This is a genomic window from Devosia lucknowensis (assembly GCF_900177655.1).
Lineage (GTDB): Bacteria > Pseudomonadota > Alphaproteobacteria > Rhizobiales > Devosiaceae > Devosia > Devosia lucknowensis.
On sequence record NZ_FXWK01000001.1, the window covers coordinates 1,101,420 to 1,113,565 of the forward strand.

Annotated in this window: 13 protein-coding genes; 2 read left to right on the plus strand and 11 right to left on the minus strand. The window is 60.8% G+C overall.

The window, feature by feature from the left end; translation table 11 throughout:
• Positions 1-34 precede the first annotated feature (34 nt).
• Together CCK88_RS05180 and CCK88_RS05185 are read left to right on the plus strand one after the other, a co-directional pair.
• Positions 35-1,225, plus strand: a complete 1,191-nt coding sequence (locus tag CCK88_RS05180) for a bifunctional 2-C-methyl-D-erythritol 4-phosphate cytidylyltransferase/2-C-methyl-D-erythritol 2,4-cyclodiphosphate synthase (protein WP_086469427.1) — start codon at positions 35-37, stop codon at positions 1,223-1,225.
• Positions 1,225-1,731 carry a CinA family protein gene (locus CCK88_RS05185; RefSeq protein ID WP_086470824.1) on the plus strand — a complete coding sequence of 169 codons (507 nt, stop codon included), beginning with the start codon at positions 1,225-1,227 and terminating at the stop codon, positions 1,729-1,731. Before CCK88_RS05180 ends, CCK88_RS05185 begins: the two co-directional genes overlap by 1 nt.
• Before the next feature lie 103 nt (positions 1,732-1,834).
• On the opposite strand, the gene CCK88_RS05190 is transcribed toward CCK88_RS05185, so the two are convergent.
• The 11 genes from CCK88_RS05190 to CCK88_RS05240 form a co-directional block, all read right to left on the minus strand.
• Positions 1,835-2,278, minus strand: a complete 444-nt coding sequence (locus CCK88_RS05190; RefSeq protein ID WP_086469428.1) for a type II toxin-antitoxin system RatA family toxin — start codon at positions 2,276-2,278, stop codon at positions 1,835-1,837.
• Position 2,279: 1 nt separating this feature from the next.
• Entirely contained in the window at positions 2,280-3,230 is a 951-nt protein-coding gene (gene lipA / locus CCK88_RS05195; protein ID WP_086469429.1) for a lipoyl synthase, read from the minus strand.
• A 149-nt stretch (positions 3,231-3,379) separates the two neighbouring features.
• On the minus strand, positions 3,380-4,420 hold the full coding sequence (locus CCK88_RS05200) for a Gfo/Idh/MocA family oxidoreductase (RefSeq protein ID WP_086469430.1): 1,041 nt from the start codon (positions 4,418-4,420) through the stop codon (positions 3,380-3,382).
• 86 nt (positions 4,421-4,506) lie between these two features.
• Complete coding sequence (gene lpdA / locus CCK88_RS05205) at positions 4,507-5,946, minus strand: dihydrolipoyl dehydrogenase (protein ID WP_086469431.1); 1,440 nt, start codon at positions 5,944-5,946, stop codon at positions 4,507-4,509.
• Positions 5,947-5,970: 24 nt separating this feature from the next.
• Entirely contained in the window at positions 5,971-6,621 is a 651-nt protein-coding gene (locus CCK88_RS05210; protein WP_086469432.1) for an SGNH/GDSL hydrolase family protein, read from the minus strand.
• A gap of 12 nt (positions 6,622-6,633) precedes the next feature.
• On the minus strand, positions 6,634-8,016 hold the full coding sequence (locus CCK88_RS05215) for a pyruvate dehydrogenase complex dihydrolipoamide acetyltransferase (RefSeq protein ID WP_086469433.1): 1,383 nt from the start codon (positions 8,014-8,016) through the stop codon (positions 6,634-6,636).
• A gap of 11 nt (positions 8,017-8,027) precedes the next feature.
• The gene (locus tag CCK88_RS05220) at positions 8,028-9,425 is read right to left on the minus strand and encodes a pyruvate dehydrogenase complex E1 component subunit beta (RefSeq protein ID WP_086469434.1); all 1,398 of its coding nucleotides are present in this window, start codon (positions 9,423-9,425) and stop codon (positions 8,028-8,030) included.
• The gene (locus tag CCK88_RS05225) at positions 9,426-10,280 is read right to left on the minus strand and encodes an alpha/beta hydrolase (RefSeq protein ID WP_086469435.1); all 855 of its coding nucleotides are present in this window, start codon (positions 10,278-10,280) and stop codon (positions 9,426-9,428) included. It abuts the gene before it with no gap.
• A gap of 8 nt (positions 10,281-10,288) precedes the next feature.
• The gene (locus CCK88_RS05230; RefSeq protein WP_086469436.1) at positions 10,289-10,549 is read right to left on the minus strand and encodes a hypothetical protein; all 261 of its coding nucleotides are present in this window, start codon (positions 10,547-10,549) and stop codon (positions 10,289-10,291) included.
• 8 nt (positions 10,550-10,557) lie between these two features.
• Positions 10,558-11,577, minus strand: a complete 1,020-nt coding sequence (pdhA, locus tag CCK88_RS05235) for a pyruvate dehydrogenase (acetyl-transferring) E1 component subunit alpha (RefSeq protein ID WP_086469437.1) — start codon at positions 11,575-11,577, stop codon at positions 10,558-10,560.
• 113 nt (positions 11,578-11,690) lie between these two features.
• Entirely contained in the window at positions 11,691-12,089 is a 399-nt protein-coding gene (locus tag CCK88_RS05240) for an FtsB family cell division protein (protein ID WP_086469438.1), read from the minus strand.
• Positions 12,090-12,146: the final 57 nt, after the last annotated feature.

The following is a 12,146-nucleotide window of genomic DNA, read 5'->3' on the forward strand; positions in this document are numbered from 1 at the left end:
TTGTTGACGGTATCCGCTTCGAAGTGCTTGCGACATGTCTCCTAAAACCACTGCCGTCATCATCGTCGCTGCCGGAAAAGGCGAGCGCGCTGGATCCGTTGAGGACGCTACGCCCAAGCAGTACCGGGTAGTCGATGGCCAAGCGGTTTTGTCCCGCACCGTGACTGCATTCCTTTCGGTCGAAACGATCTCGTCGGTTCTCGTAGTCATCCATCCGGACCATGTCGACCGCTATGCCGCACTCGAATTGGCGCATGATCGGCTCATGCCCTCCGTAGCGGGAGGCCCGACGAGACAGTTATCCGTTCTCGAAGGCTTGAAGGTCCTGGCACCGCAACGTCCGGATCGCGTGCTTATCCACGATGCTGCCAGACCATTCGTCACCAGGCATCTGATCGGCCGGGTCATCGCTGGTCTTGACGGTTACGACGGCGCCCTTCCGACCCTGGCTGTTACGGACACGATCAAACGCTCGCTCGATGGCACTGAGATCGCGAAGACGGAAGATCGCCGTCAGCTTTTCGCTGCGCAGACGCCTCAGGGTTTCCGGTTCGGCCAGATATTCTCGGCGCACATGCGCGCAACCAATGTTCGCCGCGAATTCACCGATGACGCAGAGATCGCGGAATGGGCCGGTCTCCGGGTCTCCATGGTTGAGGGCGAGCGCGACAATATCAAGATCACCCATCCAGAAGATTTCCAGCGGGCGGAGCGCATTCTCATGTCAGGCGAAGGATTCGAGACCCGTATCGGCACTGGCTATGATGTTCACCCATTCGCGGAGGGCGACGCTGTCTGGCTGTGCGGGGTGAAAATTCCGCATTCGGCCAAGCTACAGGGACATTCTGACGCCGACGTCGCGCTGCACGCTCTCACCGACGCCATTCTGGGCGCTATTGGCGAAGGCGATATCGGGACGCACTTTCCGCCAAGCGACATGCAGTGGAAGGGCGCGGCCTCCACGGTCTTCCTCCGCCATGCCGGCAAGCTTGTTGAGGAACGAGGTGCGCGCATCGTCAATCTGGACGTGACAATTGTCGCGGAAGCGCCGAGGATCGCAGCTCACGTCCCAGCCATGTGCGCGGTGATCGCCGAGACCCTCGGTATCACCGCCGACCGCGTGGCTGTTAAGGCGACGACGAACGAAAAGCTCGGTTTCATTGGGCGGGAGGAAGGTATCGTGTCCATGGCAAGCGCCAGCGTCGAAGTGCCCAGGAGCAGATGATGGCCGGCAAGATCAGACCTGCCGCCGGCAAGCAAATCATCGACATCCTTGCTGAGCGAAACCAGACCCTGGTGACTGCGGAAAGTTGCACAGGCGGCATGATTGCTTCCGCGCTGACAGACATCCCCGGCGCATCGGCGGCCATCTATGGCGGCTATGTAACCTACGCCAATTCGGCAAAGTCCCGCATGATTCAGGTTCAACCACGCCTGATCCGCGACTATGGCGCGGTCAGCAATCAGGTTGCTCGCGCCATGGCAGATGGCGCCCGCAACACGGCCCGCGTCGACTATGCTGTGGCGGTGACCGGTATTGCCGGTCCCGACGGCGGCAGCGAGAAAAAACCGGTGGGTCTTGTCTACGTCGCCGTGTCGTCCGAATTGGCGACCGTAGTCATCGAGCATCGGTTCGGCGACCTCGGCCGAGACGAAATTCGGAGGGCGACCGTAGATGCTGCGCTCGACCTGGTCCTGCAGGTGCTGACCAGCGACCCGACAAACGAGTAGTCACCGGCGGGCACGCTCAAGCCGACATGTCTCCGTGAATGTGTGGTGGGAGCTCTCCAACCTCTCCGATGAGAGCGTGCGCCAAACCGGCTATGTCACGCATTCATATCCCGAAGCGCCGGTCGGCCTCTTCGCAAAATGCCCGCATGATCTCTTCCTGCTTCGCCGCAAAAGCCGGCTCGGCGACAGCCGCGATGAGCGGGTTGGAAATTTTGAAGTCGATTTCGAACCTGACGCGCGTCCCCTGCCCCTCCGGCTTGAAGCTCCATACGGAGTCGAGATAGGCGAAAGGCCCATCGACCGCCTTGGCGCGAATGGTCCGGGCGACCGGATCGAGAGTAACCCGGCTTGTATAGGCCTGGGTGATCGGCCCGAACGAGATCGTCATGCGCGCCAGGCGCACATCTTCGCCGTCGGCAGCCGGGTCCGGTCGGACCTGCATGGCTTGGCAGTTCGGCACGAATCGCGGGTAATCGTTCAGGCCCGAAACGATGGCGAACATGCGCTCGGGAACATGCGGCACATGCCGCTCATAGAAGCGCTTCATGTCAGTGGCCGAGCTTTGCCATCCGATTGTCCCTAAGCCGGGCGAAGTCCTCGCCGGCGTGGTGCGACGACCGGGTCAGCGGGCTGGACGAAACCAGAAGGAAACCTTTCGAGGTCGCAACGGTCGCATAGGACTTGAACTCTTCAGGCGTCACGAACCGCTGCAGGGGATAATGCTTCTTGGTTGGCTGAAGGTATTGGCCGATTGTCAGGAAGTCGACCTCCGCAGAGCGCAAATCGTCCATGAGCTGGAGCACTTCGTTCCGCTCCTCACCCAGTCCCACCATGATGCCGGACTTGGTGAAAATACTGGGATCAAGTTCCTTGACCCGCTGCAACAGGCGGATCGAATGAAAATAGCGCGCGCCGGGCCGCACCTTGAGATATTTGGATGGCACGGTTTCCAGGTTGTGGTTGAAGACGTCGGGCTTGGCCGCCACGACGATTTCAAGCGCCCCCTCCTTGCGCAGGAAGTCCGGTGTCAGGATTTCGATCGTGGTCTTGGGCGTTGCCGCGCGGATGGCACGAATAACGTCAGCAAAATGCTGCGCACCGCCATCGGCGAGATCGTCACGATCGACCGAAGTTATCACCACATGTTCAAGTCCAAGCTTGGACACGGCTTTGGCGACGTTTTCCGGCTCATTGGGGTCGAGTGCGGTCGGCAGGCCCGTCCGCACATTGCAGAAGGCGCATGCGCGGGTGCAGATCTCACCCATGATCATCATGGTCGCGTGCTTCTTGCTCCAGCACTCGCCGATATTGGGGCAACCAGCTTCCTCGCAGACCGTAACGAGGTTATTCTCGCGCACGATCTTGCGCGTTTCGTTGTAGACCGGCGAACCCGGGGCCTTCACCCGGATCCAATCGGGCTTGCGCAGCACGATGCTGTCCGGCCGATTGGCTTTCTCCGGATGGCGCGGCCGGGCCGCAGTGTCGATGAGCGTGACCATTTTCGTCCTGACTGGGGCCGGGCGTTTGAGGCGAAACAGGAACTGGTTCGCCACTCCGACACACGACCACAAAGAGTTAGCCCTATATCGCTCCCTTGGAGGACCGGTTCAACCCGGCCTTCTCAATGATTGGCAGCCATGCACGGTCGCTAGCCGAGTATCTCGTTCAGCTCCACCCAATCGCCCCCTCGCGAAGCTGACAGGATCGTTCCTTGCACCAGCGCCAGCGAACCAAGGTTGTCCGCACCCGACGAGAAGCCCCTCGGCACAGCGCCGGTGTCAAGAACTTCCGCGATAGCATTCAACGTTCCAGTCCGATCAGGGAATTTGACATCCCTGAGTTTGACCTTTTCCGGCTTGCCATCGAGCGGCAGCAGATTGAGAACGTCTGGGCCCTTCTTGTCGCGGAAATGGTCACGTGATGACCAGGCGATCTGGCCTTCCGCACCATCCATGACCCACTCCCCTGCCCAAGGTGTGACCAGTCCGGAATTGAGCCAACTGGCGCGGTAGGAAACCACCGTGCCCTTGGAAAATTCGATGGTGGCCACGCCACTTGGATCGAAGCGGAAGGGGCTGCCGGGCGGGTTCCACGTGCGGCAGGACAGCCGAACCGGCTCGTCTCCCAGAACGAAACGCATGAGATCGAAATGGTGGATCGACATGTCGGCAAGCAGTGGATCCGGCATGTCCCAATAGCGATACCCCTGGCTGGGGCCGTGTCGGCGGAAATCGACAGACACCATGTTGAAGGCACCGAACTTGCCCTCGGCCACCAGGTCCGCCGCCGCGATTGGTGCTGGCTGGTGGCGGTAGTTCTGGCTGACCATCAGCACCCTGTCCTGCGCCTTGGCAAGCGCGACCAGTTCCTTGCCCTGTGCGATCGTGGTCGTGAAAGGCTTTTCGACAAGGACATTGTAGCCCAGCTCGAGGCAGCGCTTGACCACGGGGTAATGTGCCTCGGTTCGTAGAGTGCAAAGCGCCAGCGTTGCGTCGCTGTGCTTGGCAGCATCCTCCAGGCTGGAAAAGCACAACTTGGGATCGATACCCAAGTCGGCCTGAACCCGCTGCGTCGCCTCGGGATTCGTATCCACATAGCCCACCATCTCGACAGTGGGAACTTTGGGGATAACTTCCTTGGACCAGCTAAATCCCCAGTGTCCCAGACCGATCTGGATTGCCTTGACCATGTGGAAAACTCCTTTGGTTGTGCGTTCCTGATTGCCGGACGGAGTGAATCTGCCCGGGCTCTCCCTGGACCAACGAACAACCTGGGTCAGATGTTCAGGGCGCGACCATATGCATCAAGCACGCTTTCCTTCATCGTCTCGCTGAGCGTGGGATGCGGGAAGATGGTGTGCATCAGGTCTTCTTCGGTGGTTTCGAGGTTCATGGCCACAACGAAGCCCTGGATCAGTTCAGTGACTTCCGCGCCTACCATATGGGCGCCCAGGAGTTCGCCGGTCTTGGCGTCGAATATGGTCTTCACGAGACCGTCGGGCTCACCAAGCGCAATCGCCTTGCCATTTCCCACGAAGGGGAAACGCCCAACCTTGATCTCGCGCCCGGCCTCCTTGGCCTTGGCTTCGGTCAGGCCGACGCTCGCCACCTGCGGTTCGCAATAGGTGCAACCCGGTACCTTGGTCTTGTCGAGGCCATGCACCTTGAGGCCTGCGATCTTTTCGACCGTGATGACGGCTTCATGCTCGGCCTTGTGCGCCAGCATCGGCGGGCCGGCGACGTCGCCAATGGCCCAGATGCCCGCGACATTGGTCGCGCCATAATGGTCGATGACGATAGCGCCGCGCTCGGTCTTCACGCCGACCGTTTCAAGGCCGAGGCCTTCGATATTGCACATGACGCCAACAGCCGAGATCAGCTTGTCGCCAGCGATCTGCTGCGTCTTGCCATCCTTGGTCTCGACATGGGCAACGACGCCATTACCGGTCTTTTCAACCTTGGCGACCTTGGCTTCCGTCATGAACTTGATGCCGCGCTTTTCGAGGCGCTTGCGCGCAAGCCCGGAAATCTCGGCGTCCTCCACTGGCAGGATTTGCGGCAGCAGTTCGATCACCGTCACTTCGGCACCAAACGAACGGTAGAACGAGGCGAATTCGATGCCGATGGCGCCCGAGCCCATGACCACAAGCGACTTCGGCATTTCGGTCGGCTTCAGCGCTTCGAAATAGGTCCAGATCTTGTCGCCATCGGGTTCGATGCCCGGCAGCACGCGCGGACGCGCACCAGTCGCGATGATGATGTTCTTGGCCTTGTAGGTGCCTTCGCCGAGCGCATTCTTCGGCACGGGGCCCTGCGGCTGAACGACCTGCTTCTTGGAAGCGGCAACCTTGATCTCACCGGGCTTGGTGATCGTCGCCTCGCCCCAGATGATGTCGATCTTGTTCTTCTTCATCAGGAACTGCACGCCATTGTTCATTTGCGCCGCAATGGCGCGCGAACGCTTGACGATGCCGTCGAGATCGAAGCCGAACTTTTCAGCGGTCAGCCCATAATCCTTGGCATGGCCCATATGGCCGTAAATTTCAGCCGAACGCAGCAGCGCCTTGGTCGGGATACAGCCCCAGTTCGAGCAGATGCCCGCCATGTGCTCGCGCTCGACGATGGCAACTTTCATGCCCAGCTGCGCGCCACGAATGGCAGCGACATAGCCGCCGGGACCGGCGCCGATGACGAGAAGATCGTATTGGTCAGCCATGAGGGCCTCCAGAAAGTGTCGGGCTCAGAGGCCCAGTATCTGTTTGACGAGCGGCACGAGACCCTCGCCGATAGCGCGGGTATTGGCCGCGTCGAGATGAATGCCATCGAGCGGCGAAGCCTTGGCGACGGTCGCAGCGTCGAAGAAGCCGGTGTTCCACTCGCCTGCCCGCTTGGCGTAATGCTCAGCGAACTGGCGGGATTCATTGAGGCCGTGCTCATAGCCGCCAAAATGACCCATCATGTCGGCATTGTCGCTGTCGCAAACGAGCGGCGGAGCGACGAGGATGATTTCCGGCGCCTGTTCGCCCTTGCCGGCGTAATGGCCGCGGATGATCTGCACCAGCCGCCGCATGCCGAAGGAGGCTTCCAGCGCCGAACCGCAGATCGCGGGCTTTAGATCGTTCGTTCCGAGCATGATGATGACGAGATCGAGCGGTGAATGGCTTTCGAGCAGCGTCGGCAGGATGCGGCCGCCATTACGATCGGCTGCCGCGTACCAGTCGTCCGAGACCGTCGTGCGACCGCCGAGACCCTCGGCAATCACCCGGGCCTGACCACCGAGACCACGCTCGAGCGCCGTCGGCCAGCGATCCTCATAGGCATGACGGGGGCCACCCGGTTGCGGATTGGCCCCATAAGTCAGGCTGTCGCCATAGGCTAGGATGGTTTTCATGCGCCCTGCCCCTTAGGCCAGCATCATCACCGGGTTTTCGATCAATCCCTTGAAGACGCCGAGCAGTTCGGCACCCAAGGCACCATCGACCGCGCGGTGATCGCAGGAGAGCGTGACCGTCATGAACTGGCCGATCTTGATCTGCCCGTTCTCGGGATAGACGCGCTCTTCGCCAGCGCCGACCGCGAGGATCGTGCCATGCGGCGGGTTGATCACGGCGGCAAAGTGCTTGATGCCGAACATGCCGAGGTTGGACACCGAGGACGAACCGCCCTGGTATTCATGAGGCGCCAGCTTTTTGGATTTTGCGCGGCTCGCCAGGTCCTTCACCTCTTCGGAAATTTCGCGAAGGGTCTTGGTATCGGCCGACTTCACCACTGGAGTGAAGAGACCGCCCGGGACGGACACGGCAACCGCGACGTCCGAACGCTTGTGGTAGAGGATCGAATCCCCGGCCCAAGTGGCGTTGGCGGCCGGAACGCGCTGCAGCGCAATAGCCCAGGCCTTCATGACGAAGTCATTTACCGAAAGCTTGTAGCCAGGCTTGCCGTCCTTGCTCTTGGGCGCTGCGGCATTGATCTGTTCGCGGGCGGCCATCAGCGCGTCGATCTTGCAATCGAGCGTGAGATAGAAGTGCGGAACGGTCTGCTTGGATTCGGTGAGGCGTGCCGCCACGACCTTGCGCATGCCGTCGTTCGGCACGACTTCGTAGGTCCCCTCCTCGAACAGCGCCATAACCTGGTTCTTGCTCATGCCTGTCGCAGGCGCAGCGGCAGCAGCCGGCGCACCGGCCGCAGGCTTGGCAGCACCCTTGCCGGACTTGGCAGCTTCCACGTCGGCCTTGATCACGCGGCCCTTGGGGCCGGACCCGGCCACCGAAGCGAGATCGATCCCCGCTTCCTTCGCAAGGCGCTTCGCCAGCGGCGAAGCGAAAACGCGCCCGCCTTCGGACTTGGCCGGAGCCGAAGAAGCAGCGGCCTTCGGCGCGCTAGAGCCGGTGTTCGAGTTGGACACGGGCGCGGTCGAGGTCGTCGACGTGCCCTTGTCATACTGCAGCGTGCCCGCATCGCCCTTCGGCGCTTCGGTCTTGGCTTCGGCCTTCGGTGCCTCGGCCGGCTTGGCACCGCCTGAGCCGATAGCACTGGCGTCTTCGCCTTCCTGCAGCAGCACGGCGATGACGGCGTTGACCTTCACATTGTCGGTGCCTTCGGCAACAAGGATCTTGCCGATCTTGCCCTCGTCGACAGCCTCGACTTCCATCGTGGCCTTGTCGGTTTCGATCTCGGCAATCACGTCACCAGAGGAAACTGAGTCGCCCTCCTTGACGTGCCATTTGGCAAGCTTGCCCTCTTCCATCGTCGGAGAGAGCGCCGGCATGGTGATATCGATTGGCATCCCGGGTCTCCTTACGAGCGATAGGTCACGGCATTCACAGCCGCGATCACTTCGTCAACATTGGGCAAGGCCAGCTTTTCAAGGTTCGCGGCATAGGGCATCGGAACGTCCTTGCCCGTCACGCGCAGCACGGGCGCATCGAGATAGTCGAATGCCTGCTCCATGACGCGGGCCGAGATATCGGCGCCGATGCCGCCCTGCGGCCAGCCTTCTTCGACTGTGACCAGACGGCCAGTCTTCTTCACGGACTCGATGACGGTGTCGATGTCCAGCGGGCGCAGGGTGCGCAGGTCGATAAGTTCGACATCGACACCGGCCGCAACCAGCTTTTCCGTCGCCTGGGTCGCGTAGCGCATGCCCATGGAGAACGAAACAATGGTCACGTCGGCACCCTTGCGGGCTATCCGCGCCTTGCCGATCGGCAGTACGAAATCGTCCATCTTCGGCACGAGGCCGGTGGAGCCGTAAAGAATTTCGTTTTCGAGGAAGACGACCGGGTTCGGTGAACGGATGGCGGCCTTCAGGAGGCCCTTTGCGTCGGCAGCGCTAAAAGGCGCGATCACGGTCAGGCCCGGAACGTGGCTGTACCAAGCCGAATAGTCTTGGCTGTGCTGGGCGGCAACGCGGGCTGCGGCACCGTTCGGGCCGCGGAACACCATCGGCGCCGTCACCTGGCCACCGGACATGTAGAGCTGCTTGGCAGCCGAGTTGATGATCTGGTCGATTGCCTGCATGGCAAAATTCCAGGTCATGAACTCCACGATCGGCTTGAGACCGGCAAAGGCCGCACCAACGGCGAGACCGGCAAAGCCGTGCTCGGTGATCGGCGTATCGATGATCCGGTCCGGACCGAATTCCTGGAGCAGCCCTTGAGTAATCTTGTAGGCGCCCTGATACTCGGCAACCTCTTCGCCCATCACGAAGACATCCTTGTCGCGGCGCAGCTCTTCAGCCATGGCCTCATTGAGCGCTTGGCGCACGGTCATTTCGACCATCTCCACGTCGCCCGGCAGATCCGCATCGTCCTGTGCTACGAACTTGGGAGCGTCGATGGCCGGAGACGATTTTGCTTCGGCGGGCACCGGCCTGGCTTCCGCAACTGCCGACTCGCCTTCCGGATCGGATGAGGTCGCTTGCGCTGCGGGGCGCGTACCCTCGCCAATCTCTTCGCCATCTGCAAGCACGAGAGCGATCGGCGTATTCACCTTCACGCCTTCGGTGCCTTCCTCAACGAGGATTTCCTTGACCACGCCTTCGTCCACAGACTCCACTTCCATCGTGGCCTTGTCGGTCTCGATCTCGGCAAGCACGTCACCGGACTTGACCTTGTCGCCAACCTTGACGACCCATTTTGCAAGCTTGCCTTCTTCCATTGTCGGCGACAGGGCGGGCATGAGGATCTGGGGCATTTAATTCTCCTGCTGCACGGCCCTTGGGGCGCGAGCGGTGTGCGAATTGAGGGTAGCGATGCGGGTCTGTTTGACCTGCGAAAAAGGTAAGGGTTTGGCCAGTCCCGCTAATGCGGTGTTACCGTCGGCACGCGCCATCAGCGCCAGGGCCGCGTCGACCATCTGTTGCTGCTGCGCGTCCCGGGAAATGCTTGCGGTACCATCGCCGATTTGCGGACCATAGTAGCCGTATTGCGCATGACTGCCTCCTTCGACCACGGCGATGGTGGCACCCGCGGGCAGGTTGGCAGAACGTTCCTGGTCAGGGTTCTTGTTGGCGACATTGTCGTTGGTGGCGCGCATCAACGTCACCGGCACGGTCAGCATCGACACGTCGTTATAGGGGTAACCGCTACCGGTAATGAAAAGACCGGCAATGTCCTCAGGATATTCCGCCGCAAAGATCGTCGCCTGCGCGGACCCGAGCGAATGCCCCCCGATAACCCATGGGCGCGAGCCATCCATGAACCCCTCGATTGTTCCGAAAAGCCGAGGCTGCCGCCCAGGAGCCATGGAGCTGCCCAGCTCGAGGCCGATCAGCCGCACTGGATATCCGGCCTCGGCCACCTTGCGCGCAAACGGCAGATAGGCATCGGCCGGCACAAACGCGCCAGCCATGAAGATCAGGCCGGGCTTTTCCGTGCGCGACACAGGATTCAGCGCAAACCCGTATAGCGTCGGATAGACCAGGATATTCGCACTGCTCTCATAGGTTCCTTCGGGCAGATCCTTGACCGACACAGTCCAGAAAAAATAGGTCCCGGCAGCGACCAACGCCACCACGACTAATAGAGCAATGCTTCGGACCACCTTCATCGGGCCGCCTACCGGCTTGCGATGCCGCTGAGCAGGAGGCCCAGCAACACGAAAACGACAAAGGCGATCACGGCGCGCTTGTAGATGGCGGCCTGCGCCTCACCGGCGAGACCTGCGCGCTGCTCAACATCGGCGAAACGCCACCAGCCGAACAGCCAGCCGCGCCATTCACCTGCCTGGGCCATTCGGCTGATTGCGACGGCCTGTACGGCGGCAAGCACCGCCGACAGAACCGCAAACAGCAACACGACACCGAGCAGGACGTTCATCGCGAACCTCAGGCCTTGATGGTGATGTCGGTCCAGAGCTCCGATGCATCGGGCTCGGGATCATTGGTCGCGAAATCAGCGGCCTCCGTGACGATCGCGCGAATCTCGGTCTCGATCGCCTTGAGGTCTTCCTCGGTGGCCTTGCCGCCTTCAATCAGGCGCGCGCGGACCTGCTCGATCGGATCGCGCTCCTGACGATACTTGGTGACCTCATCCTTCGAACGGTATTTCGCCGGATCGGACATGGAATGGCCGCGGTAGCGATAGGTGAGCATTTCGAGGATATACGGCCCATTGCCCGAGCGAGCGTGCTCGATGGCGCGCTGGGCGGCATCGTAGACCATGCGCACATCCATGCCATCCACCTGCTCGCCCGGAATGTCGAACGAGGCTCCACGCATGGAAAAGTCCGTCGTCGCCGCAGCGCGCTCGATCGAGGTGCCCATGGCGTATTTGTTGTTTTCGATGATGTACACGACCGGCAGCTTCCAGAGCTTGGCCATGTTGAAGCTTTCGTATACCTGACCCTGGTTCGCCGCACCGTCGCCGAAATAGGCAATTGCTACCGAACCGTCGCCCTTGTACTTGCTGGCAAATGCCAGGCCTGTGCCGAGCGACGCCTGAGCACCGACGATGCCGTTGCCACCGTAAAACCGATGCTCATTGGAGAACATGTGCATCGAGCCACCCTTGCCCTTCGACAGGCCACCCTGGCGACCGGTGAGCTCGGCCATGACACCCTTGGGATCGAGCCCCATGACGAGCATGTGACCATGATCACGATATCCGGTGATCTGGGAATCCTCGCCCTTCTTGGAGGCCATGGTGATGCCGGTAACGACGGCTTCCTGGCCGATGTAAAGGTGACAAAAGCCGCCGATCAGGCCCATGCCATACATCTGGCCGGCCTTCTCCTCGAAGCGGCGGATCAGCAGCATCTCGCGGAATGCCTCGAGGTCCTGTTCCTGGGTGAACTGGGGGACGTTGGGCTGCATCTTGGCCTTGGTGGCCGTCGCCTTGCGCGCCATGCTAATCTCCGCTTGGGTCGGGAAGTTCCGCTAAGGCCGATCAGGCCATTTCGCGCATCATACCGCAACCCGCCGGGCAATAACATTGCAAAGCAAGCCGAGACAATCCGAAGCTAAAGTATTGAATCCGCTTCGATAATAGACCTTAACTCATCATCAGTTAATTCTACGAATTGACCGGAAATTGGTTGACCGTTGGTCGGGCTTACCATGACTAGCATGTCGTCCGGATGGGACATGTTGAGCAAGGCTCTTGCCCGCTCGACCACAATGTCAGGATCCAGGTGACGTGGGTTCATCAGAGAAACGCGATGCCGGAATGCGTCAATTTCGGCCTGCAACGCAGAACTACGGTCCTGCAGGACCTCGATATCAGCGCGAATCTCTTCGCGGCTTGCGATGCCGAATTGCCCCGAGATGGCGGAATAGCCAAGATAGCCCTGAAACCCCAGCAACGTGACTGTCAGGGCAAGTGGACGCCAGAATGGAGGACGTTTGAGACGAGTGGGCATGGGCAGACCAATTCGAGGTACGCCACCATGCCCGACAATGCCTTAATGCACGGTTGA

Bases quoted from the DNA above. Each gene is read 5' to 3' on its own strand.
- CCK88_RS05180 (WP_086469427.1), top strand. From the start codon at position 35: ATGTCTCCTAAAACCACTGCCGTCATCATCGTCGCTGCCGGAAAAGGC.
- CCK88_RS05185 (WP_086470824.1), top strand. From the start codon at position 1,225: ATGGCCGGCAAGATCAGACCTGCCGCCGGCAAGCAAATCATCGACATC.
- CCK88_RS05190 (WP_086469428.1), bottom strand. From the start codon at position 2,278: ATGAAGCGCTTCTATGAGCGGCATGTGCCGCATGTTCCCGAGCGCATG.
- lipA (WP_086469429.1), bottom strand. From the start codon at position 3,230: ATGGTCACGCTCATCGACACTGCGGCCCGGCCGCGCCATCCGGAGAAA.
- CCK88_RS05200 (WP_086469430.1), bottom strand. From the start codon at position 4,420: ATGGTCAAGGCAATCCAGATCGGTCTGGGACACTGGGGATTTAGCTGG.
- lpdA (WP_086469431.1), bottom strand. From the start codon at position 5,946: ATGGCTGACCAATACGATCTTCTCGTCATCGGCGCCGGTCCCGGCGGC.
- CCK88_RS05210 (WP_086469432.1), bottom strand. From the start codon at position 6,621: ATGAAAACCATCCTAGCCTATGGCGACAGCCTGACTTATGGGGCCAAT.
- CCK88_RS05215 (WP_086469433.1), bottom strand. From the start codon at position 8,016: ATGCCAATCGATATCACCATGCCGGCGCTCTCTCCGACGATGGAAGAG.
- CCK88_RS05220 (WP_086469434.1), bottom strand. From the start codon at position 9,425: ATGCCCCAGATCCTCATGCCCGCCCTGTCGCCGACAATGGAAGAAGGC.
- CCK88_RS05225 (WP_086469435.1), bottom strand. From the start codon at position 10,280: ATGAAGGTGGTCCGAAGCATTGCTCTATTAGTCGTGGTGGCGTTGGTC.
- CCK88_RS05230 (WP_086469436.1), bottom strand. From the start codon at position 10,549: ATGAACGTCCTGCTCGGTGTCGTGTTGCTGTTTGCGGTTCTGTCGGCG.
- pdhA (WP_086469437.1), bottom strand. From the start codon at position 11,577: ATGGCGCGCAAGGCGACGGCCACCAAGGCCAAGATGCAGCCCAACGTC.
- CCK88_RS05240 (WP_086469438.1), bottom strand. From the start codon at position 12,089: ATGCCCACTCGTCTCAAACGTCCTCCATTCTGGCGTCCACTTGCCCTG.